Origin of the sequence: Fructobacillus parabroussonetiae, assembly GCF_018437265.1 — a bacterium.
Lineage (GTDB): Bacteria > Bacillota > Bacilli > Lactobacillales > Lactobacillaceae > Fructobacillus > Fructobacillus parabroussonetiae.
In genome coordinates this window covers 36,779-59,924 of record NZ_JAAMFL010000004.1, presented here as the reverse complement: position 1 = coordinate 59,924, position 23,146 = coordinate 36,779, and the positions used below count along the sequence as shown (strand labels likewise).

Here is a 23,146-nt window from a genome sequence, read left to right as displayed (position 1 = left end):
TAAGCAACCTTGCTTCTTCTGTCGTAAATAGTATAGCACTGTGGGAATGGATCATTCATTTGGCACATGGCATTTGGTCGGCTACTGATATAATCAAATCATTGAATAATTCTAATTAATGGCTGAGGTAAAGTTTATGTTGGATAAAAAATTTAATCAAATTGATATGCTGGAAAGCTTTACGTTGCCAGTAATAGTAACGGGCACTTTAAAAGAAATAAACGGAATACAAGGGGTAAGTTCGGAAAAGAGTGCTTCAGGAATTATCATGCGTGAAAATGGTAAAACTACCCTTGAAATCAATGATTATCCTATCGATCAAAATAGCTCATCTCAAAATGGGGAAGTAAAGTTTGTCGATAGTGATGAGAATGGTGGCATTTGGTATGCCAGGTCCTGGAACGGAGAGTTGAACTTTGTTATTCGAAAATATCTCTGTACGGGTAGTGGGCTTTATGCCGGTGAGAATCAATTTGGAGCAAAAACATCAAAATGGGAAATTCTGGATTTTTCTATTCAAAAGAAATTGCCTGAAAAAAATGAATTTGATGTTGCCGAAATCGATATAACAAACCTAAAGTTCTGGTTTAAGATTTTTAGAATATCACAGGAATTATCTGATGTACCTACATTGGATTTTAAAAATCTGATTTACAAAAATAAAAAATTTACTTTAAAGATCATTGCTAAGAAATGGAGTAAAACAGAAAGATATTCGCTTAATAAAAGAGTATCTTTAGTTGTGAAACTATTCTTCGAGGAAAGACAAAGTCGAGCATTCATTTTTGACTTATCAACAACAATTCGAAATTTTTTCCAAATTGTTATGGGAGACAATCTTGGTATTCAAAAAATACTACTCAATAAATCGGATAAAGATGAAAACGGAGAAATGATAACTGATTCTGATAATGCTGAAAATTGGTTTGCAAGCCAGTCGGTGCTTTCAGAAGAAGACTTTTCTGAGAAAAATCAATATCCAATTAACTACTTTGATATTAAGGATAATTAGCAAACCGTTTTAGAAAAGTATTTACAGGATAGTAATTTTCAACAATTCACTTCTACTATTTTAATGACTGAGCGGTTTAATATTCCTGTTGAGCCACAGCTGATTTCGCTGGTTGGGGCTGTTGAGTCGTATTTTAAAGACGCTAAATATCATATTAATGGTAAACAAATTAAAGATGCTGCTAAAAAAATGCTCCTTCTCGATGAGATATTGAATCTACCAAAAGGAAAAAATACTGAGTTTTATGAATCAATTAAAAGTAGAAGGGACTTTATCATGCATGGGAAAGGGCCGGGCGCTTATGAAAATGATGCTGAATTAGTACCGGAACTATGGAAATTTAAAGATATTTTAGGCAGAGTTTTGGTTGCGAAAATTAAAGAATTTCAGGAGGCGACTGATGAATCAAAAGGTTGAATTATTTCAAGCTAATTCAAAGGCGTTTTACGAAATAGTGTCACGCTATTTTGAGCTGAATCCAGAATTCGATAAAAAAGATAAAGCGCAAATTATTTCATCAAACATTTATATGCAGTTATCAATCCTGGACATCGTAAATTTATATCAAAAATATACTTCGGAAAAGTTTAGTACAAGTGATTTTTATAAGTTGGTGGTGAAAGTGCATACTTTGTACGAAACATTTATAGCTGTTGCAAAAAAACTGAAGGTTATTAAAAGTATTAAGGAACAGAGTGATACAGATGGGACTTGGGAAATAACAAACCGATTTTTAGCTTTTCGAAGTTTGACTATTGCGCATCCAATTGGGACAGATAAACATAAAAAGTATGGACTGGATGGAACAGTTTGGCTTGAAGAAATTGTGGATTTAAAGGAACCCAACAACTCACATCTTATTCGAACGAATTATGAAAAGACTGATTTTTTACTCAAATATATCAAATTGGAAGGTGATGAATTAACTATTAAATCGTTTAACAATCTACCTGTGAACTTAGATAGTGAAATTTTTGAAGTTGCCAGAATCGTTGATGACAAAATGAAAATGGTAAATGATGGTCTATTAGAAAAAATAAGAAATAAAGAGCAGGAGTATATCAACAGGGAAATAAAATTGTCGACTGAGTTGAATGAGAAGGATTTTGAGATTTTGAAGGATGAGACCATAAAACGTTATCCTGAAATTCTTTCGTCCTACTCCTGGTCCTTAAAAGATGTTTACGAAATCATCAAGTATGCTAAAGAACAAAACAAAGTCGAAATTGTCGAATATCTTAAAAATGCGGTTTGGTTGTATAAAAAACAACTTCAAGAAATGGATTTTAGTCGACCAATATCATTGAATGATGAAAACGATTCGATTGAAAGAATCAATAGGGTCTTGAAGCCTTCATTAAAAACGTTGGCTTCACGAATTGGTCGGAGCCTTTTTTATGAACAAGAAAAATTAAATTTATATTTGAGACCTGAAGTTATAGAAGACTTAAGCAATCTACCTGATGAAGGACAACGACATGGTGATGCCTCTAATGCCCTTTGGGCAATGAAATTGTTGAAGGGCTTGAATAATGATGAGCCTGAATTGGACATTAGTTTTTTTGATGGAAAAGGAGAGATGAAAAGCTTGCGAAACTTGTATCATCAATATGTAGTTTCGGTATTTTACTATAATAAAAAATATAAAAAGACCGACTTTTCATCTCTACCTACTCCTGAAATAAACAGTGATGACATAACGATTATTATGGATGATTTCTAAAAGATGATGTTTGTTCAAAAAAGAGAGCTGCGTGTTTTCTATTTATTGATCGAATCAATGAGGTTTGAAGCCTGCTACACTACCTTGGCCCCGGCGCCGACATCTGGTACGAGCGCGCACAAGAACGCTATCAGCAAAAGTTTCACCAAGATTTTCCAATACTAAACAGCGTCTTTGATTGGCTTAAATCAACTAAAGGAGGCTGCATCACCGCTCGCCGCATGCGCCTATTCTACCACCTCATTTTTTTCATGAACAAACCCTTCAAAGAAGAATATGAAGAGGGGATGATGTTGTGAATTGAAACAAAATGGATGTCACTAAGCACCATACGATAGGAAATTTTTATGCAAGCTATCTTTGACGAACTATTAGACAATGCTCTTAAAAGAGTTTATAAAGTCACTTTTTATAATGGCGAAACAGCACTCGTAACTGTTTTCAAAGAAACTGGTGAATACCACTATTCTGGCTTTGTGGAAGAAGAGTATACTAACCTCTTTCCTGATAAAATCGAAAAAGCTGTCCGACAAAAAATGCTGCAACACGGGGTGTCGCTCGACAAGCACTTTTCAATTGGACAGCCATTACGAAAAATGGGCTCTTTCTACTTTATCTCAATGACTCGTCTTCAAGATGACGATGACATTTTGAAATATGAAATCAGCTATGGTCAGCAAATCATCGATGGATATGCTTGGCTTGATAAAAAGACCGGAAAGTTCACCTATGAAGGAAATGCCATCATCTTAACCAAGGAAGGCACGATTGAAAACGCCCTTCGTAGAATGGCCTATTCGATTCATGGATCCCTAGAACACCTTGCAACTGGAGTAGGATAATCAAACCAAGTAAAAAAGACAGCGCAAGCTGTCTTTTTTCTTTGGCTAAATACGGAAGGTTAATCTACCACGATCCCATGAAAACGCCGACTAGGGGCCTAAACCAATAGGCACGGATTAACCCTGGGAATATTTAAACTGAGTAGGGTCTTTCTAGAAATAACACTCCATAACTTTCTCAATTTCAAGTTCTCGATTGTACGATGTTTCCATTTTACTTTCTGTGGGGAGCTTGTTGTCCATTACCCATTCTTCCAATAGATCCATAACCATGTCTTCCATATCTTTGGACATTCCTAGTTTCATAAATTGACTTTTCATATTTTCAGATAAATCTAAGTCTAGCGGATCATATGCGCAATGATTATTTGAACTTCTTGAAGTATAGAACATTAATTCATTTCGGGTAATTTGTTTTTTTACAAAAATGGAGTGTGTTGATTTTTCGTAATTTAATAAGGTGGATTGGGATTTACTATCGCATTTAGTCTCAGTAGTATAGAGTTTCATGTTTCTTGATAAAGCAATCAATTTTTTTGAAATACTTTTTAGTTAAATTTTGTATAACAACTCCGATAGAATATAGCGCTTTTTCTTTATCTGATAATGAGTCAGGCAAACCCTGCATAAACTTATGTTTTAAGGCATAGTTTAAAAGGCTGTTTACTATTTCTGCTTCTTTTTGGAAATTTATATCTTGTGGATTGAAATGACCATACCGATATTTTGAATAAAAATTATCAAAAATTTGTAAAACGTATTTTTCGGATCCGTTTAATTCTAAAGATCCTTGTTTAATGGTATTTATCAACTTGTTTATCTTGATGTTGCTATGTGAATGCAAGACTTCATCCTCTTCTTTTTCGAAGGAGGAATACTCCGTCATTTTGTCATATTCTTCATCAATGCTTAGATAATAGTCTTTTAGTAGACCGTTTATTTTGTTGGGATACTGTTCCTTTAGAAGAAATAAACTAATAATTTTACCCATTCGTTCAAAAGCAACGCTGTGATTAATTAAAAAAATAAAGGCTGCAGAATTGTCTAAATAGGAAACCTCTTTACTGTTTTTGGGATAAAGAGGCTCATCATTCTCCATCGCTTCAAATCCGTTATACAAGAGTTCGCCGCAAAGAGATAGTTCTCTTCCTAGGTGAAAATTAAAGAAATATTGTTCAGGATTCATTTTTATTCTCCATTTAGTCCTTACTATCCTATTTTAACTTAATATTTGGAATTGTTTTCTTTATATAATTTCCTGCTAGCTGATTACCATCGGCCATTCTTGTCAAATATGTTCAACTTATCCAGGTGTTTTATCTATTACTGATTGGTGAAGTGATCTTTGGAATTTATAAAAAAATATTAAGGCTCCGATACCTATTATTTTTTAAAATACCTCCGTGGGACTTCCACTTGCTTAGGACTCTCGAAAGTGAATCCGAGAATCACATTCAAGATTGTGTAGTGGTAGAAATGATGGAAGAAATCCGGGCAAAACCAGCACTCAATCACCCTGGATTACCTGCAATTATCAATCGAACTAAATTCACAAAAAGCGTATAATATCCTTTATGATTCGGTCCAACAAGAGAGACCGATTTTCGATACAATTAATAGGAGAATATCTATTAATTTAGAGAAGTAAAAGGGAGTATTTTAGGGAATGAATGCCATAGCCGATCAACAACGTGAATTGGAATTTGAAGATGAACTCATTGCTTTTCTTCAACAACTAGGTGGAACTAAGCAATGGGAATATCGTTCAGATATTAAGACAAACGAACAGTTATGGGCGAACTTTAAGCAAATTTTAGAACGCAATAATCCGAAGTTGGATAAGCCACTTTCAGATCAAGAATTCAAGCAAGTTCAAACAGTTATTACAAATATCCAAACACCGTATGAAGCAGGACAATTTCTGTATGGATCAAACGGTACTTCCCAAATTGAAGTTGATTTAGATGATGGCACACACGTCTTTTTGGACGTCTTTGATTCTTCACAAATCGGGGCAGGAAATACGGTTTATCAAGTCGTGAACCAGATTCAGCGTCCCAAAGTACAAGCCGGCCGCGAAAATCGACGTTTTGATACAACCTTGCTTATTAACGGATTGCCAATCATTCAGATTGAAGAAAAGACGAACTCTCATCCTTCTTCTGAAGCCTTGAATCAGATGGAAAAGTACACCCAAGAAGGGCAGTACTCAGATATTTTTTCAATGATTCAGATTCTGATTGCCATGACGCCATCTGACATTCAGTACATGGCGGCTGCAACGGCTGACAAGTTTAACAAGGCTTTTGCCTTCCGTTGGCAGCGAGAGAAAGATAATACCCGTGTTAACGATTGGAAGGAGTTTACAAACGAATTTCTATCAATCCCAATGGCGCATCAAATGGCGACAAACTTTATGGTTTTGGATGGGACGAAGGGCCGTGAAATGCTCAAGGTCATGCGTTCGTACCAAGTATACGCAACGAAGCGTGTCCTTGATAAAGTCGAACGTCATCACTTTGGCATCGATGATCCAAAGCTTGGTTATGTCTGGCATACGACGGGGTCAGGAAAGACGATTTCTTCTTTTAAAGCAGCTTGGTTAGCATCACGTAAGCCGAATGTTGAAAAAGTCGTTTTCATGGTTGATCGTGTCGCCTTAACGGATCAAACCACTTCACAGTACACAGCTTTTGATCCAGACGCTACATCAGATAGTAAAACGTCAGTGGTTTCAGATACGGCTAACGTGTCTGATTTGAAGAAAAAACTTCAATCAAAAGATGTAAAAGGGATTATCGTCACATCGAACCAAAAGATGAATCGTTTAGCTGATAAGTATGCAGCTGAGCGAGACAAATTCGATAAAAATATTCTTTTCGTGGTTGACGAAGCACACCGCTCAACTGGTGGAGAAGGTTTTGAAAAAGCACGTAAATTCTTTAAGAATGCTGCTTGGATTGGATATACTGGAACGCCGATGTTCGAAAAGAATCCAAGTACTCAAGATATCTTTGGTGGATTACTTCATTCCTATACGATTCGTGAGGCCATCGCTGATCACAACGTGCTTGGTTTTAATGTCGAATTCCGAACTACTTTGCCTGAAAAAACGGTGAAGGAAGAGTATCTGCCACAGTATTATGCGGGGCAACATCCAGATTGGGATGACACTAAGATTCAGCAAAAGATTAATACGATGACAGCTGCCGATATCGATCAGGCTGTTGAACCAAATATTTATGATAACAACGATAAGCACGTTGAAGAAGTTGTTTCTGAAATTTTGGAACACTGGCAAAACCGTTCGGCTGACTATAAGTACAACGCCCTCTTTACGACTCACGCTTCAGGAAACAAGCCATCCGTTCCACTGGCAATGAAGTACTATCGTGAATTTAAGAGACAAAACACAGAGGATAATCCAAAGCTAAAGCGAAAGCTGAATATCGCGATTACCTTCTCGTTAAATAAGAGTAACGACGACAACATGAATGAGAATAATGAGGCATGGCGTGAAGCGGTGTCTGATTATTCTGAAATGTTTGGGGGTAAGTTCTCGGAAGAAAACGAGGATGAATATACGGCAGATGTTGCAGCCCACTTAAACCGTTCGTCTGGTGATGGCAAAGTCCTGGATTTGGTTATTGTTGTTAACCGTTTCTTAACTGGTTTCGATGCACCAAAAATGAACACGCTTTACGTTGATCGTACCCTTGCGGGCGCTGGTTTAATTCAGGCATATTCACGTACAAACCGTATCGAAAACAACACGACAAAACCATATGGTTTGATTATCAACTACCGTTGGCCAGAATTGTCAAAGCAAATTATGAATCAAGCTTTGGAACTGTATTCGAACAAGAATTCAGCTGATATTGATAATTCGGGAGATAAAGATGAAGGAGACGGAAACGGCCCCATCCTGGCTAAACCATTCAAGGAAGTCATCGAAGATGCATCCGAAGTAGTCAACAATCTTCGTGCCTTCACTCAAGACTTTATCGACACGCCAAATTCTGAAAATGATCAAGAAGAAATGATGAAGGACTTACGTCGCTATAATCGCTTGGTTAACCAATTAAAGCAATACCCAGAATATAACTACGATGAACCTGAAGCCCTTCTTGAAAAGATTGGCCTGAACGAAGAGCAGGAACGCACGTTAACTGGTTCATTGACGACACAAATCAAAGAAAAAGTTGCCAAACGAGAAGGTGTTGAAATTAGTGAGCTTGACCTTGAAATGACTCACATTTCAGATGTTAAAGTGAACTATGATTATCTGAAAGATTTACTTGCCGACTTGGCTAATCAAGTTCACGACAATGAACACGAAAAGGCCACTAAAACATATGAAGATATTCAAAAGCAAACGAAGCAGTTGGATGATCAAAAGTACGCTAAGCAAGTTCAGCGAACAGCATCTGGACTCCGTTCGGGAGAGATGAAAGCTGGGGATTATCCAGTGAAGGCTGATGATGTTGAAGGCCTATTGAAGGATTCAGAAAATGTTTCCAAACGAGGAACTATCCGTCAGTTCATTAACCAGTGGGGACTGGACGCAAAAGTTGCTGAAATTCAAAAAGTCTTGGACGAACATCAAAAGGGTTCAGATGATTTGAATACGATGGGACAGTTGGATGAATTGCGCCAAAATGGTCAGGCAAATTATAAAGAACTAGCCAATGATCCTGAAGTAAAAAACTTGAAGAAAATTAAGTACCGCAATGCTTTCAGTGAAGCCTTTACAAAGTTTGCGGATGCCTTTGTCGAAGAATACTAAGAAAAGATTGAAGGAGACAGTATGTCTGAACAGAAAACGGCACAGTCAATTACCAGCCAATTGTGGTCCATGGCCAATGACTTGCGGGGAAACCTTGATGCGTCCGAATTCCGAAACTATATTTTGGGATTCATGTTCTATCGGTACCTTTCAGAACACCAAGAAGACTATATGGTTCGAGAAGAGCTCTTGGATGTTAAAGAAGGCGAAAGTGTCAACGATGCTTATCGTCGTGAAGCTCAAGGTGACGACCGTGAAGAATACATTGAAGACATCGCCCGTAGTTTAGGTTATGCCATCGAGCCTGAGTTTACTTGGAAGACGATTGTCGACAAGGTACACTCCGGAGATATTAAGCCGTCTGACTACCAAGACATGTTCGATGAGTTTAACAAAAACGCTCAGCTTAACCAGTCTGCTCAGGAAGATTTTAGTGAAATCTTTGCTGACGTTAACTTGGGAAATTCCCGTCTTGGTAACTCGACCGCTGCTCGTGCCAAGTCATTGGGTGCCGTTGTGGAATCCGTTGATACTTTTGATTATGAAGATGAAAACGGGCATGACATTTTAGGAGATGTTTACGAATATTTGATCGCCGAATTTGCCGGTAATTCTGGTAAAAAGGCTGGAGAATTCTATACGCCCCACCAAGTGTCAAAAATCTTGGCTAAGTTGGTTGCTTTGGATGCCAAGGAAGACGGACAATTTACGGTCTATGATCCGGCCATGGGGTCTGGTTCCCTTTTGCTTACAGTGCAAGACCAGTTAAAGAATGGTCATGACAAGGGACGCGTCGCCTTTGAAGGTCAGGAGTTGAACACAACCACTTATAACTTGGCTCGTATGAACTTGATGATGCACGGTGTTGATTATCAAAATATGGATTTGCGTAATGCTGACACTTTGGAAGATGATTGGCCATCACGTGAGAGTAACGGTGTTTTGTCTCCTGTCACTTTCGATGCTGTCGTTGCCAACCCACCATACTCTGCCAAGTGGGATAACAACGATAACAAGATGAAGGATCCACGCTTCAAGGACTTTGGTAAGTTGGCACCGAAATCAAAGGCTGATTATGCCTTTGTTTTGCACGGCCTTTACCACTTGGACCGTGAAGGAACGATGGCCATTGTTTTGCCTCACGGTGTTCTTTTCCGTGGTGCCGCTGAAGGAATGATTCGTCAGGCTATCATTGAAAAGAACTACCTGGACGCTGTCATTGGTTTACCAGAAGGGATTTTCTTCTCAACCGGAATTCCAACGGTCGTTTTGGTTTTCAAGAAGAACCGGACGAATAAGAATATCTTCTTTATTGATGCCTCGAACGATTATGAAAAAGGCAAGAAACAGAACATTTTGCGTGATAAAGATGTCGATAAAATTATCGAAACCTATGAAAAGCGCGAAGATGTCGAAAAATATGCGCACGTTGCCGAGATGGACGAAATCAAAGAAAATGATTTCAACTTAAACATTCCCCGCTACGTTGACACGTTTGAAGAAGAAGAACCAGTCGATGCTGAAGCCCTTCTCAAAGACATGACCGAAATCGATTCTGAAATCGCCGATTTAACGAAGCAAATTAATGAACAAATGGACGACCTTGTGGCTACTAACCCCGAAAGCCAGAAAACGCTCGATCTGATAAAGCAGGTGTTGAAATGACAGGCCTAAAAAACGATAAAAAAATGGTCCCCAACATCCGTTTCAAAGGCTTCACGGACGATTGGGAACAGCGTAAGTTGAGTACATTCGCAGATCGTTTTGATAATTTGAGAGAACCCATAACAGCCGGTAAACGTGTTAATGGGGATATTCCGTATTACGGGGCTAACGGAATCCAAGATTATGTCGACGGATATACACACGACGGTGACTTTTTATTAATCGCAGAAGATGGGGCAAGCGACCTGTCTAACTATCCTGTTCGTAGGGTTAACGGTAAGGTTTGGGTGAATAACCATGCCCACGTTGTAGCCGGAAAGATGGATGCAGCCGATAATGGATTCCTGTCGAATTCATTTAAAACCATAAATATAGAGCCGTTTCTTGTTGGAGGTGGAAGGGCTAAGTTAAATTCTGATGTGATGATGAAATTAGAATTTAAGTTGCCCGAATATCAAGAACAAAAAGAAATTGGCTCGTTGTTAGACAAAGTTGATAACGTTCTTACTCTTCATCAACGTAAGTTGGAAGGTCTCGAGAAACTCAAAAAACTACTTCTCCAAAAAATGTTCCCCCAAAATGGAGAGTCGGTTCCTGAATTGAGATTCAGTGGATTTACTGATGATTGGGAACAGCGTAAGTTAGGTGAACTGACTACTTGGTCAAAAGGATTTGAACTATCGAAAGATAAGCTGAATAGTGAAGGGGTTGGATCCAAAGCATTGCATTATGCTGATTTGTATAAATTTAAACCCGTAGAGCGTGATGTGATTCATTGGACGACTAGTGAAGAGGGATATGACTTAAAAAGTAATTCGTTGTTATTCCCAATGTCTGATGTAACCTCTGTAGGGCTTGCTAGAACATCGTATTTAACTGATAATAGTGTGAAAATTGGTGGAGATGTTCTTATTGCTGAATTGAATAAGGACACTGAGGCAGGTTTTTTATCTTATCAGATTAATGCAGTACCAAATAAGATTATTCCGTTTGTAACTGGAACTACAATACGTCATATTAATTCAAAATCACTTTCAAAAATTATCTATTCTATTACTGGTACCCAAGAGCAAAAGCAAATTGAAACTATTTTGTTAAGTCTAGGTAGCCTCATCACTCTTCATCAACGAAAGTTGGAAAAACTTGAATCAGTTAAAAAATCTCTTTTGCAAAATTTGTTTGTTTAGGAAGAGAAGATACCATCGTTTGCTTTAATATTTAGAAAAAATATTTTTATTCCTGATAAGTATAATTCTATTTAAACATTTCTACTGCTTTATACGAATAGTTATAAGTAGAATAGCTTCATCAAAACAATAAGATAAATGTGAACTGATAGTATAAAATACTATCAGTTTTTTATTTTGGTTGGGAACAGCGTAAGTTTGGCGAAATATACAGTAAAGTGATAGAAAAAAATGACGGATAATTTGATTCAAGTAAAATTATTTCTGTCGCCAATATGTACTTTAAAGATTCACATGTAAATAAATCTACTATGGATTATATGAAAACATATAATGTTTTCAGACAGGGGGACATAGCGTTTGAAGGTAATAAAAGTAAAAATTTTGCTTATGGAAGATTTGTTGAAAATACTATCGGAGAGGGTATAGTATCCCATGTTTTTGATGTGTTTAGACCAAGGATTTCTTTTGATAGTTCTTACTGGAAATACTTTATTAATTATGAACCTATTATGGGGCGGAAATTAATGAGGTCTACAACAAAAGCTACAATGATGAGTAATCTTGTAGCAAAAGATTTTTTAAAACAGAATGTAGTTGTTCCAAAATATGTAGAACAAAAAAAGATTGGTGAATTATTAATCGAAATTGAATTACTTCTTACTCTTCATCGGCGTACATGACATTTTGTTTAGAGATATAAGCATTGCATATTCAGTTATGTTTTAAAATAATAGTTACGATTTTTCGACGGACATATTTCCAAACTAAATACAGATTAATGTATAAAAGGATGATGTTTAATGAAAAATTATTGGGAACAGCGTAAGCTTTCAGAATTAGCATCTATTTATTCTGGAGGAGGAACACCAAAAACCGGAGTTACAAAATACTGGGGTGGTAGTCTTCCTTGGATTCAATCATCAGACTTACAAGAAAATAATTTGTATGATGTTAATTATCGAAAATGGATCACGAATGAAGGACTTCAAAAATCGGCAGCAAAGCTAGTGCCTAAAAATTCTATCGCGCTTGTTACCCGTGTAGGAGTTGGTAAATTAGCGTTTATAGGAAATGAGTATTCCACTAGCCAGGATTTTATTTCTCTAAGTAACTTGCAAGTTAAGCCTGATTTTGCTGTATATTTATTATTCAAATTGATGAACAAGTTAGGTAATGCAGCACAAGGAACTTCAATTAAAGGGGTTACTAAAACAGAATTGATGCTACAACAGATCAATGTTCCTGCAAATTCTGTTGAACAGCAGCAAGTGGGACAGTTAATAAAAAAAGTTGATAAGCTCATCACTCTTCATCAGTAAATAGAAAATACAAAGTAACTATTATACATTGAGTTTAGAAAGATAAGTAAATTCTTCAAGACGCATTGTATACTAAACTTTATTATTTATTTTGTTTTACAAAATAGCTTCTCACGTGAGTCCTTGGGAACAGCGTAGGTTAGGGGAATACGCTTTCTTTCGGCGCGGATCGTTCCCACAGCCATACGGTAATCCAGAATGGTATGGCGGGAAAGGGGCTATGCCGTTTATTCAAGTTGTTGATGTAAATAAAGATTTATCGTTAGTTCCTGAAACAAAGCAGAAAATTAGCAAAGTAGCTCAACCAAAAAGTGTGTTTGTTCCCAAAGGTACCGTTGTTGTCACGCTTCAAGGTAGTATTGGACGTGTTGCCGTCACGCCGTACGATTCCTACGTAGACAGAACCCTTTTGATTTTTGAGAACTATCTTAGGAAAACTGATGACCACTTCTGGGCGTACGTGATTCAAAATAAATTTAATATTGAAAGCAGAAAGGCCCCTGGCGGAATTATTAAAACAATAACCAAAAAAGCCCTATCGGACTTTCAGGTTAAAATTCCTGGATACGAAGAACAAAAAAGTATTGGTGAGTTGACCAGTAAAGTCGATAAGCTTATTACTCTTCATCAGTAATGAAAATTCTTGTATCCTCATATTTTAGAATTAATTTTTGGCGTTAATGCGAGTTAGGGCTTTGTTGATGACTGGTTTTAAAATATGTAGTATATTGAATTCAGAAGAATAATTTGATTTAAAGATTGAACAGGAAGGAGTGTCCAATCCATGGTTGAATTTAGCGCTTTACAAATTACAAATTGGTTCCGTGCCACGAATTATGCTGATATGCAGCATAAAGAAATGGTGGAGCCGTTATCGCAGATGAAGGTGATGAAGTTACTTTACTATGCACAGGGCGTCATGCTGGCTGCCTATGACCGGAAACTTTTTTCGGACGATATTGTTTGTTGGAAGTACGGTCCAGCGGTTGAAAGTGTTCATGCTAAGTACAAGGGACAAAAAGAAATTGTTCCTTCTGATGGAATAGAAACGCTTAGTAATGCGGATTTAGATGATTTTCAATTGGTAGCAAGTGATGAAGAGGCCGTTTCTGTCTTATGCGCGGTTATGGCGAAGTATGGTGATCGAAGCGCCATTGATTTAATGAATATGACCCATCAGGAAACACCCTGGAAAGAAACAGCACAAAGTTCAATCATTAGTCCTCGGTTGATTCAGGATTACTTTAAAATGAACGTTCTTGCTTAAGTTCAGGTAGATACGATGCCGAAAAAGATTGATTTACGTGAAAGTGATTCTGCTTTTCCGACCAAGTTGAGTGTGAATCAAAGGAATATGCACAATGAATGTATGGTGTTTAATTTTTCATTTCTCACAAAGCATAAAAAATATAGTCTCTCAAAATTGGAGAAAGATGTTTACAAAGCGCTTTTTCATGCAGTCGAAAAGTTGTCGAATGAACACATTACCATTATCTTGAATCGACCAAAAGAACAGGGTGTTGAATTCATTGAACGACTAAAACACGTCATTACACCTGAGGAATTTATTCAAACAGAACGTGAAAAGGAATGTGATGATAAATTCTGTGTCGTCCGTATTAGTAAAAAGGGACGATTGATTGGCAAGTTAAACGGTAATTTGTTTTATGTTCTGGCGGTGGATACAAAGTTTGATTTGTATGATCATTAATGAGCCATGGTTTTCTTGTTACTTTGAAAAAGGCGTTCAGCTTGCATAGCTGAACGCCTTTTATGATCCATTCTTAGCTTAAACCTGATAATGAACGCATAACTAAATCGACGTCTTGGTTTTCTAATTCTTGGATAATGTGAAGATAGGTTTTCTGTGTGGTGGTCATGGAGGCATGACCAAGTCGCCGAGCTACACTGGCGATCGAAACACCGGCAAAGAGAAGGAGAGAGGCATGTGTATGTCGAAGACCGTGAATGGAGATGGTTGGGACTTCGGCATCTTTACAGTGACGAAAGAGTAGGTTGTTGATTGTTGAGTTATAAACCTTTTCTTTTTCTTGCACAAAAATTGGTTCGTCTTCGGGAAGGTTTTTGAGTAATTCAGAAAACTGGATGACGGTTTGCCAATCGATTTGGATTTTACGAACGGAAGACTGGTTTTTAGTGGGTAAAAAGCCGCCGCTTTCTTTATAATTCCAGGTTTTGTTGATGGTTAGCATTTGATGCGCAAAGTCGAAATCGTTTGGAGTTAATGCGAGTGCTTCGGAAAAGCGCATGCCGGTTTTGGCAATGAGAAGGATAAACCAGTCCCAATTGACCTCTGAACCAAGATCAAGTTGCGTTAGCATGGTGTGTAGTTCGAATTGATTGAGATACTTTGGCTTTTTCGTACGTGGTGTTCGTCCTTTGATAATCGCTTTGCGTGTTGGATCACGTTCGATTAAACCATCGTCGACAGCATCTAAAATCGCCCCTTTTAATTGATGATGGAAGTCCATAACCGTTTGTCGTTCGTGCCCCTCTGCATAGTCGTTTAATAGTTGCTGATAATTGATTCGAGTCATTTCGCTGACTTTTAAAGAGGGCGCTAGCTTGATTACCCATTGATGGGTCATTAGGTATTTATTCATCGTGACTTTACGAATGGCACCTTCTTTATACATACTAATCCAGCGTTTGTAGTAGCGATGGAAGAGCTCGTTTTGGTTCGCCTTGGTCATGTAGTGTCCTTTCAAGTTAATCTAGTTAGTGAAAAAGCAGCCGGGAAAGACTGCTTTTTCTTCTTTGTTTTTATATATAATAGAGTAATCGTTTGTAACAATTAGGTTTATGAAAAATTGGAATATAAAAGGTGAAGATTTATGACACGAATTTGGGATTTTATGACTAGCGGCTTGTCTGACGAAGAATACACGAATAAAAAGAATTATTACGTACAAGAAAAAACAGTTGATGCGATCAAAGCGGGGATAATAAATACTGAAAATAATTTGAAACTTTGCGATTCAACCGTGTCGATTGTTGTGCCAATTCTTTCGGCAATTGTAGGCCTTTTTTTGAAGGGGTACGTTCCTGCATCTGCTGTTTTATCTTTTATTATGATACTGGGGATGATTTTTATTGGAATCGAATTAATGCTTTTAATTTCAGTTCGGCCAAAAATTTATGCAGAATTAGCGACTTATAAAGACGCGCTAGATGAAAAGAGAGAGGCTGATAAAAAATAGTGAGAGATTTTTTTACTACGAAATTTCAGCATTTTTATATATGAAATTGCTAAAAATAACTTGATTCTCTGAAGGAATAATAAGTTGTATCCGGTGTAGATAAAATGAAGTGAGGGCAACAAGTCGTGAAGAATGAGATGGATCGATTCAATGTTAGAAACGTAGTTAAGAAGGCTATAGAAGAAATAGAAAATCCTTCTCGTATAAAGAAAAGGAATGATCGACAATCTACGTGGGATAGAATTGTGTCAGGTATTGGTTTTTTCTTTCATTTCGATCAGAAAGATGTGAAAAGATTTAATGACTATATAAAATTAAAAGAAGAGGCCAAATATTATGATGATGAATATTTGGAATATCTTATTTTAGAATTAACGAATGAAATCGATTCGTCACGTTCTTATATAACCGTATATTTACCTGCGTATTTTTCAATACTTTTCTTTGTGTCCCAGATAAAGGGATTAAGCATATTTAAAGTTTCTGCAATAGTATTATGTGCTTTATATGTACCGATATATTTTTTTACTCGTCATGGAATAAAAAAATCGGAGCAGCGTTTACTTGCGTATCGTTCGGAATATAGTGGTCGTGATACAAGAAAGTGATTTTTGATTAATTTGTTTTAATACGAAATTTCATCATTTTTGTACACATGAAATTGCTAAAATTTTGTTGAGAGCTCGGGAAAAGAATTTCTTATAATCAGCTTAGATAATAAAAAGCCTTCCGTCTGGAAGGCTTTTGTTTATTTTTCGCTTGGTTTGTGTTCGATTTTTTGGATCACTTTTTTGGCCTCTTGTTCGACCTTGGCCACTTCGGATTCGACCTTTTTTAGTTCGTCAGGCATGGCGAAGCGGTTGATGGCAATGGCGAAGAGGACACCGACGAAGACATCCATGACCCGCAAGAAGACGTAGTCGATGGTGGCGTCGAGGGGGATGGTTAGGGCGATCATGAGGAAAGCGGCCATACCGCCAACGATGCCGATGCTTTGGTCGAGCTTGTTGTGAATGATGATGCCGACCATGACCAGAACGGGCACGAGGATGATCGTGATCCAGTCCGCGTTGTGGGTGTATTCGCGAAAGAGGTAGAAGATGATGGCTAAGCCACCACCGACTGCGTTGGAAACCAGTCGGACTTTGGCAAAGGAGAGGGTGTTATCCCAGCTCTCCCGCAGGGCAAAGACAGCCGCCAGGGCGGGAACGAAAGCGGGACGGTCGATAAAGTGGTAAGCCATCATCACGAGCATGACGGCCAGGCCGGTTTTAAATGTCCGTAAGCCAATGTGGACATGGAAGAAATTCATGGGTGCTCCTAGAAATTATTTTTTGAAAAGTGTAAGATGGCCCTAGAGCCACACAAGTATAAAAGTATACACCGATTACAGGAGGTTGTCATGGAGAATAACGAAGTCTTAAAGCAATTGCAGGCGCACGCATCGATTCGTGCCTTTCAAGAAAAGCCCGTGTCAGATGAAACGATGGACACGATTTTTAAAGCGGCCTTTGCCGGACCAAACATGCAAAACTACCAACCCGTTACCTTTATTGAGATTACAGACCAGGACTTGAAGCAGAAGATCACCGACACGGTCCACATGGGCTACATTGCCTCAGCACCCCGTTTCTACGTGGCCTGTGTTGATTGGAACCGTGATTTGATCGGCCAGTCAGATGAAAACAAGGCCATCATTGAAGACCGCATCCAACACTACCAGTTCTTAGAAGGTGGAATTGTTTCCACGGCCATTACCTTGGGACGTGCACAGGTCGCAGCCGAATCACTTGGTTTGGGAACAGTCACGATGGCCGGAGTCATGGGCGCCTTCGAATTGTATGAGAAGGAACTGGACCTGCCAAAGTACGTCAAGCCAATCATGGGCTTCTCAGTCGGCTATCCTGACCAGACGCCAGGGGTTAAGCCTAAGTTGCCATTGTCTGGTTCCGTCATGCAAGATCGCTATGACGAAGGCAAAGTCGAATCTGCCGTTAAGGATTACGACAAGACCATGGCTGACTACTACAAGGAACGTGGCATGGACACGAACTGGACCAAGCACAACGCCAAGTTGTTCAATATGATTCCAGCCGATCCACGCCTGTCTAAGTACCCAATGGATAAGGGCTTGAACTTGAAATAAGAAATGACGAGATCGCCTCCGGACGGTCTTTTTTAATTGGCATTTAATGCCTGCTGGGGTATACTAGAGATAGTAATTAGCAGTCTTATACAAAGAGTGCTAAAAAATCTTGGAGGTCATTGTGATGTTGAAACCATTGGAAGACCGGCTGATTGTAGCCGTAAAAGAAGCAGGGGAACAACAGGTTGGTGGCATTGTCATTGCCCAGGCCCAGGAAGAACAACCGGTATCGGGCAAGGTGGTTGCGGCCGGTCCCGGTCGTGTCAGCGAAGCCGGACAAACGATTTCGATGACGGTCAAAGAAGGCGACCAAATCCTTTTCGACAAGTTCGCCGGTCAGGCGATCGAAGTCGATGGGCAAAACTACCTGGCCTTGCGTGAAAAAGACGTCATCGGCATCTTGGATTAAGCAAGGAAGCGACTGTTCGGCTGCATGGCCGAAGGACTTTTTCCATTAAAAGAAAGCAAAAAGGAGATTTTATCATGGCAAAAGAGCTCAAATTCTCTGAAGACGCCCGCAGTAAGATGAAGGTCGGCGTCGACAAGTTAGCAAACACGGTCAAGACGACCATCGGGCCAAAGGGGCGCAACGTCGTCTTGGAAGAATCTTACGGTTCGCCCACGATCACAAACGATGGGGTCACCATCGCCAAGGCCATCGAACTCGAAGACCACTTTGAAAACATGGGGGCCAAGTTGGTCGCTGAAGTGGCCTCGAAGACCAATGACATCGCTGGTGACGGTACGACCACGGCCACGGTTTTGGCCCAAGCCATCGTCGGCGAAGGCTTGAAGAACGTGACGGCCGGTGCCAATCCCGTTGGTATCCGGACTGGAATTGAAAAGGCAACCGCCGCTGCCGTGCAGAAGTTGCACGACATGTCGCACACGGTTTCGACCAAGGACGAAATCGCCCAAATCGCCTCGATTTCAGCGGCGAACGAAGAGGTCGGCAAGCTCATTGCCGATGCCATGGACAAAGTCGGCAACGACGGTGTCATCACGATCGAAGAATCTAAGGGAATCGAAACGACTTTGAAAGTTGTCGAAGGAATGTCCTTTGACCGCGGCTACATGTCCCAGTACATGGTGACCGATAACGAAAAGATGGAGGCCAACCTGGACAACCCCTACATCCTGATTACCGATAAGAAGATTGGTAACATCCAAGACATCCTGCCGGTTTTGCAGGCTGTTGTCGAACAGGGCCGCTCCATGGTCATCATTGCCGATGACATTACCGGTGAAGCTCTGCCAACCCTGGTTTTGAACAAGATGCGCGGAACCTTTAACGTCGTGGCCGTCAAGGCCCCTGGCTTTGGTGACCGGCGCAAGGCCATGTTGGAAGACATCGCCGTCTTGACTGGTGGTACAGTGATTACGGACGACCTGGGCTTGAACCTGAAGGATGTGACCATCGATCAACTCGGTTCGGCAAACAAGGTCAACATCTCCAAGGATGCCACGACGATTGTCGAAGGCGCTGGGGACAAGGCAGCCGTTGCCAACCGGGTCGAAAACATCAAGAAGCAAATTGAGGAAACGACGTCGACCTTTGATAAGGAGAAGTTGCAAGAACGCCTGGCCAAGATGGCTGGTGGTGTGGCCGTGATTAACGTCGGGGCGGCAACGGAAACCGAGTTGAAGGAGCGCAAGTACCGCATCGAAGATGCGTTGAACGCTACCCGTGCCGCCGTTGAGGAAGGCTTCGTTGCTGGCGGTGGTACGGCTTTGGTCAACGCCATGGACGCTGCCGCTGCCGTGGAAGCCGAAGGGGATGTCGCCACTGGTGTGAAGACCATTGTTGCAGCCTTGGAAGCACCGGTTCGCCAAATCGCCGAAAACGCTGGTTTGGAAGGCTCCGTCATCGTCAACAAGCTCAAAGAGCAGGCGGAAGGAACGGGCTACGATGCCAAAAACGACCGCTGGGTCGACATGGTCCAAGCCGGCATCGTGGATCCAACCAAGGTGACCCGTTCGGCCTTGCAAAACGCGGCCTCTGTTTCAGCCCTTCTGTTGACAACGGAAGCGGTGGTTGCTGAAGCGCCAAAAACTGAAGACCCTGCTGCTTCGGCAATGGCCAACCAAGCTGGCATGCCGGGTATGATGTAAAAAAAATCAGGGCTCTGTCATCGTTAAAATGGCGGTCAGACAAGCGAGCGAATGCTCGCTTTTTTTAATGGAAAGCCGCTGGAAATCCTTCTGCCAGCCCATTTCTTGTGCTACAATACATGACATGGAGGGTCTCATGACATTTTATTCCCTAAACTACCTTGTGAACCAAAACAACCTGACCAACAAGGTCTACATCGCCCTGTTGATCATCACCTTTATTGCCGTTGGCGTCGGTCTCGTCGCCTCGCTCCGGCACCGCTTTAACATGCGCTACCGGGACCTGACAATCATCGCCTTTTTGGCCTTTCTCTTCTTTGCCGGGTTGACCTACACCAACCTGCAAAACACGCAGACGCAAAACCTGCAGCAAAACGAGATGGCGGCCTTTGCCAAGTCCTATGAAAAGGACCAGAAGGTCAAGGCATCCGACCTGGCCTTTAACTCGACGACCATGCAAGACGGCATGATTGCTAAAGAAGGCAGCAAGTTCTACCAAATCGCCTTGTCCAAGGATCAAAAGTCCTACAGCCGGACCCAGGTGTACTTGATTAATGCCAAAGCGGAGGTGGCCCAATAATGTCAGTTTACATGCCAATCTTTTTAAAGCTAGGAATTGGTCTGGTTGTCATCATCATTCAGATCAACATCTTTGGTAAGGGAAACCTAGCGCCAACCAACGCCTTAGACCAGGTCCAAAACTATGTACTTGGTGGTATTATTGGTGGAACGATTTATTCCGAGGCCATCACGGTCTTCCAGTTCATGATGGTCATGATCATCTGGACTTTGCTGGTCTTAGTGCTTAAGTTTGCCAAGGAGCACAACCGCTTTGCCAAGGTGCTGCTCGATGGGAAGCCCACGATTTTAATCGATCGCGGGAAAATCAAGGTCCACGCCGTCATGCAGGCAGGACAGTCGGCCGCTGATTTGATGTTTAAGCTTCGTGAACAAGAAGTTTATGACATTTCCAAAGTCAAGCGTGCCGTCTTGGAGCAAAACGGCCAGTTGACGGTCATTGAGTATGGCGATGAATCACCCAAGTATCCAATCATCTACGATGGTCAGTCTAATGACGATGTCTTGGATGCCATTGAAAAAGATGAGGATTGGCTTCGAGAGCAGGTCGTGGCCCAAGGCTACGACGGCATCGGGGATATTTTCGTCGGCGAATACATCTCTGGCGACGTTCGCTTAACGCCATACGATGGCACGAAGAAATAAGTGAATTTTAGAATAGATGGACGCTTTTGAAGCCAGTGGCTTTGAAAGGCGTCTTTTTTTGTTTTGAGGAAAGTGGGACGGGTTTGACCTGAAGGAAGTGGGCGAACGAGCTGGCATTAGAAAAAAGCCTTCGTTGGAAGACTTTTTCTGATTGCTTCTTTGGCTGCTTGGAATTTGTCGTTTGCCACGGCTTTGCTGCTGCGAGCTTTTCTGCCAGCGGTCACTTCTTTGGCAATTCCTCCTACGCTTCTCTTGGTCGCGTCAGCGTTTTGATGGGCTGACTGCCGATGATGACCTCGTCGCAAATTCCTAGGAAGAGGCCGTGCTCAACCACCCCAGTAATGGCTTTGAGCTGGCGGGCCAGGGCGGGTAAATCGTTTTGCTGTGACAAATCGACGTCGATAATCTGGTGGCCGGAGTCGGTGTAACGCCGTTCTTCTTCGTTTTTCATGCGGAAGCGGGGATGCAAGTTCATGTGCACCAGGGTGCGGTAAACCTGCTGGGCTCCGAACTCGATGACTTCGATTGGCAAGAGAAAGCTACCCAGTCGTGGGCTGAGCTTGGACTCGTCGACTAGCCAGATGTTTTTCTTGGAGCGCAGGGCCACGACTTTTTCAAAGAGCAGGGCCGCACCGCCACCCTTAATCCCGTCGAGATTCGGGTCGACCTCGTCGGCGCCGTCGACGGTGACGTCAATGGCCGCCACGTCGTCAATGTCTTGGACCCGCAGGCCGAGAGAACGGGCGAGTTCGGCGGACTCTTTGGAGGTGGCAACGGTTGTCAGCTGCCAGTCTTCTTCGTGAACGCGCTTGGACAGCGCTTTGATAAAGTAAGCGGCGGTGGAACCGGTTCCCAGACCGACCGTCATGTGGTCTTGAATGCGGGCAAGGGCTACTTGGGCAGCGTGTTGCTTTTGTTCGTTTTGGTTCATTGGGCCTCCTTAGTTCATCGCCATGGGCGCAAGCTTGCGGGCGATTTCTTCCTGTGTTGGAATCGCTGGAATGGCGCCGGGCCTTGAAACGACGATGGCCGAAGCCGCGCTGGCCTTTTGTAAGGTTCGTTCCATGTTGGCAAAGTCGGGCTCGACCGTCGTGGCAATGGTCCCGATGAAGGTGTCACCGGCCGCCGTGGTGTCGCATACTTCGACCGCAAAGTTTGTCACCGGGCCGACCCGGTCGTTGACTGCAAAGAAGGCGCCGTCCTCGCCAAGGGTAATGACGAGTGGATGCCCAGCTGTTCGCGGTAGAGTGGCAGGCGGTCTTTTAGTGTGTGGTAGTCGGTTGTTGGGGGAAGGTTTAACAAAGCGGCGGCTTCGGTTTCGTTTGGCACGAGCAGATCCGTGTTTTCGAGAATGGCGGACTCGATTCGCTCGGTGACTGGCGCCGGGTTGAGAATGGTCATGCCACCAGTTGCCTTTGCAATTTCAAAGCCCCGTTGAATGACTGGGCGGGGCACTTCCAACTGCGCGATGACCACGTCGGCCACCTCGATTAGGCCCCGGGCCTCTTCAACGTCTTGTACGTTGAGGGCGGCGTTGGCGCCACCGTGAACCAGAATGGTGTTGTGGCCGTCTTCTTCCAGCATGATATAGGCCTTACCCGTTGGCCCATCTTTGACGGAGAGAAAGCGGGTGTTGATGCCTTCGTGTTCCAGTAGGGCCCGGAAGCTGCCCCCTTCCGGGTCGGAACCGATGGCCCCGATGAAGGAAACGGCGGCACCCTGCCTAGCCGCTGCCACGGCCTGGTTGGCCCCCTTGCCACCAAAATTGCTGGATTTGTTTTGGATGATTAACGTTTCCCCCTCGACGGGTAACCGGTCGATTTGCATCAACACGTCCACGTTCAAACTACCAATCACCACAATGTTTTTCACTGTTAGCTCCTCCTGGGTTTTCTTTTAGTTTAAG

At 41.6% G+C, this 23,146-nt stretch carries 25 protein-coding genes; 19 read left to right on the top strand and 6 right to left on the bottom strand.

Annotated features, from left to right (window positions below):
- Window positions 1-136 precede the first annotated feature (136 nt).
- The 4 genes from G6R30_RS02555 (at window position 137) to G6R30_RS02540 (ending at window position 3,577) form a co-directional block, all read left to right on the top strand.
- Window positions 137-1,012 (top strand): hypothetical protein, encoded by an 876-nt coding sequence (locus tag G6R30_RS02555; protein ID WP_213821169.1) that lies wholly within the window; start codon window positions 137-139, stop codon window positions 1,010-1,012.
- Window positions 1,013-1,075: 63 nt separating this feature from the next.
- A complete protein-coding gene (locus G6R30_RS02550) occupies window positions 1,076-1,429 on the top strand; it encodes a hypothetical protein (protein ID WP_213821166.1) in 354 nt (117 codons plus the stop codon).
- On the top strand, window positions 1,413-2,735 hold the full coding sequence (locus G6R30_RS02545) for a hypothetical protein (RefSeq protein WP_213821164.1): 1,323 nt from the start codon (window positions 1,413-1,415) through the stop codon (window positions 2,733-2,735). The genes G6R30_RS02550 and G6R30_RS02545 overlap by 17 nt, the downstream gene beginning before the upstream one ends.
- A gap of 347 nt (window positions 2,736-3,082) precedes the next feature.
- On the top strand, window positions 3,083-3,577 hold the full coding sequence (locus G6R30_RS02540) for a hypothetical protein (protein WP_213821162.1): 495 nt from the start codon (window positions 3,083-3,085) through the stop codon (window positions 3,575-3,577).
- A gap of 490 nt (window positions 3,578-4,067) precedes the next feature.
- On the opposite strand, the gene G6R30_RS02535 is transcribed toward G6R30_RS02540, so the two are convergent.
- On the bottom strand, window positions 4,068-4,763 hold the full coding sequence (locus G6R30_RS02535; protein WP_213821160.1) for a hypothetical protein: 696 nt from the start codon (window positions 4,761-4,763) through the stop codon (window positions 4,068-4,070).
- 480 nt (window positions 4,764-5,243) lie between these two features.
- Between G6R30_RS02535 and G6R30_RS02530 the strand changes: the two genes are divergently transcribed.
- From G6R30_RS02530 to G6R30_RS06195, 8 genes are all read left to right on the top strand, one after another.
- Window positions 5,244-8,363, top strand: a complete 3,120-nt coding sequence (locus tag G6R30_RS02530; RefSeq protein WP_238476776.1) for a type I restriction endonuclease subunit R — start codon at window positions 5,244-5,246, stop codon at window positions 8,361-8,363.
- Between the two features lie 21 nt (window positions 8,364-8,384).
- Window positions 8,385-10,028 carry a type I restriction-modification system subunit M gene (locus tag G6R30_RS02525; RefSeq protein ID WP_213821159.1) on the top strand — a complete coding sequence of 548 codons (1,644 nt, stop codon included), beginning with the start codon at window positions 8,385-8,387 and terminating at the stop codon, window positions 10,026-10,028.
- Window positions 10,025-11,215, top strand: coding sequence for a restriction endonuclease subunit S (locus tag G6R30_RS02520; protein ID WP_213821157.1), 1,191 nt, complete (start codon window positions 10,025-10,027; stop codon window positions 11,213-11,215). The genes G6R30_RS02525 and G6R30_RS02520 overlap by 4 nt, the downstream gene beginning before the upstream one ends.
- Before the next feature lie 320 nt (window positions 11,216-11,535).
- Window positions 11,536-11,898: a restriction endonuclease subunit S gene (locus G6R30_RS02515; protein WP_238476775.1), complete on the top strand. Its 363-nt coding sequence runs from the start codon at window positions 11,536-11,538 to the stop codon at window positions 11,896-11,898.
- A gap of 120 nt (window positions 11,899-12,018) precedes the next feature.
- A complete protein-coding gene (locus tag G6R30_RS02510; protein ID WP_213821153.1) occupies window positions 12,019-12,537 on the top strand; it encodes a restriction endonuclease subunit S in 519 nt (172 codons plus the stop codon).
- 115 nt (window positions 12,538-12,652) lie between these two features.
- Complete coding sequence (locus G6R30_RS02505; protein WP_338018323.1) at window positions 12,653-13,171, top strand: restriction endonuclease subunit S; 519 nt, start codon at window positions 12,653-12,655, stop codon at window positions 13,169-13,171.
- A 150-nt stretch (window positions 13,172-13,321) separates the two neighbouring features.
- Window positions 13,322-13,804, top strand: a complete 483-nt coding sequence (locus G6R30_RS02500) for a Panacea domain-containing protein (protein WP_213821151.1) — start codon at window positions 13,322-13,324, stop codon at window positions 13,802-13,804.
- 15 nt (window positions 13,805-13,819) lie between these two features.
- Entirely contained in the window at window positions 13,820-14,248 is a 429-nt protein-coding gene (locus G6R30_RS06195; RefSeq protein ID WP_238476773.1) for a hypothetical protein, read from the top strand.
- 73 nt (window positions 14,249-14,321) lie between these two features.
- Here the strand turns inward: G6R30_RS06195 and G6R30_RS02490 are convergent, their stop codons facing one another.
- Window positions 14,322-15,251, bottom strand: a complete 930-nt coding sequence (locus G6R30_RS02490; protein ID WP_213821149.1) for a site-specific integrase — start codon at window positions 15,249-15,251, stop codon at window positions 14,322-14,324.
- Window positions 15,252-15,392: 141 nt separating this feature from the next.
- Between G6R30_RS02490 and G6R30_RS02485 the strand changes: the two genes are divergently transcribed.
- Window positions 15,393-15,758: a hypothetical protein gene (locus tag G6R30_RS02485; RefSeq protein ID WP_213821147.1), complete on the top strand. Its 366-nt coding sequence runs from the start codon at window positions 15,393-15,395 to the stop codon at window positions 15,756-15,758.
- A 137-nt stretch (window positions 15,759-15,895) separates the two neighbouring features.
- Window positions 15,896-16,366 (top strand): hypothetical protein, encoded by a 471-nt coding sequence (locus tag G6R30_RS02480; protein ID WP_213821144.1) that lies wholly within the window; start codon window positions 15,896-15,898, stop codon window positions 16,364-16,366.
- A gap of 140 nt (window positions 16,367-16,506) precedes the next feature.
- Here G6R30_RS02480 and G6R30_RS02475 read toward each other — a convergent pair whose 3' ends face one another.
- Window positions 16,507-17,070 carry an FUSC family protein gene (locus tag G6R30_RS02475; RefSeq protein WP_213821143.1) on the bottom strand — a complete coding sequence of 188 codons (564 nt, stop codon included), beginning with the start codon at window positions 17,068-17,070 and terminating at the stop codon, window positions 16,507-16,509.
- 90 nt (window positions 17,071-17,160) lie between these two features.
- Here G6R30_RS02475 and G6R30_RS02470 point away from each other — a divergent pair, with 90 nt between their 5' ends.
- The 5 genes from G6R30_RS02470 (at window position 17,161) to G6R30_RS02450 (ending at window position 21,240) form a co-directional block, all read left to right on the top strand.
- On the top strand, window positions 17,161-17,904 hold the full coding sequence (locus tag G6R30_RS02470; RefSeq protein WP_213821140.1) for a nitroreductase family protein: 744 nt from the start codon (window positions 17,161-17,163) through the stop codon (window positions 17,902-17,904).
- A gap of 124 nt (window positions 17,905-18,028) precedes the next feature.
- The gene (locus G6R30_RS02465) at window positions 18,029-18,313 is read left to right on the top strand and encodes a co-chaperone GroES (RefSeq protein ID WP_213821138.1); all 285 of its coding nucleotides are present in this window, start codon (window positions 18,029-18,031) and stop codon (window positions 18,311-18,313) included.
- A gap of 74 nt (window positions 18,314-18,387) precedes the next feature.
- Complete coding sequence (groL, locus tag G6R30_RS02460; protein ID WP_213821136.1) at window positions 18,388-20,016, top strand: chaperonin GroEL; 1,629 nt, start codon at window positions 18,388-18,390, stop codon at window positions 20,014-20,016.
- A gap of 136 nt (window positions 20,017-20,152) precedes the next feature.
- The gene (locus G6R30_RS02455) at window positions 20,153-20,596 is read left to right on the top strand and encodes a DUF3290 family protein (RefSeq protein WP_213821134.1); all 444 of its coding nucleotides are present in this window, start codon (window positions 20,153-20,155) and stop codon (window positions 20,594-20,596) included.
- Window positions 20,596-21,240, top strand: coding sequence for a DUF421 domain-containing protein (locus G6R30_RS02450; RefSeq protein WP_213821132.1), 645 nt, complete (start codon window positions 20,596-20,598; stop codon window positions 21,238-21,240). Before G6R30_RS02455 ends, G6R30_RS02450 begins: the two co-directional genes overlap by 1 nt.
- A 241-nt stretch (window positions 21,241-21,481) precedes the next feature.
- On the opposite strand, the gene rpiA is transcribed toward G6R30_RS02450, so the two are convergent.
- The 3 genes from rpiA to G6R30_RS02440 are packed head-to-tail and all read right to left on the bottom strand — an operon-like array spanning window position 21,482 to window position 23,112.
- On the bottom strand, window positions 21,482-22,171 hold the full coding sequence (rpiA, locus tag G6R30_RS02445) for a ribose-5-phosphate isomerase RpiA (RefSeq protein ID WP_213821130.1): 690 nt from the start codon (window positions 22,169-22,171) through the stop codon (window positions 21,482-21,484).
- Window positions 22,172-22,180: 9 nt separating this feature from the next.
- Entirely contained in the window at window positions 22,181-22,456 is a 276-nt protein-coding gene (locus tag G6R30_RS06300) for a PfkB family carbohydrate kinase (RefSeq protein ID WP_338018324.1), read from the bottom strand.
- Window positions 22,399-23,112: a PfkB family carbohydrate kinase gene (locus G6R30_RS02440; RefSeq protein ID WP_338018322.1), complete on the bottom strand. Its 714-nt coding sequence runs from the start codon at window positions 23,110-23,112 to the stop codon at window positions 22,399-22,401. The genes G6R30_RS06300 and G6R30_RS02440 overlap by 58 nt, the downstream gene beginning before the upstream one ends.
- Between the last annotated feature and the right edge of the window lie 34 nt (window positions 23,113-23,146).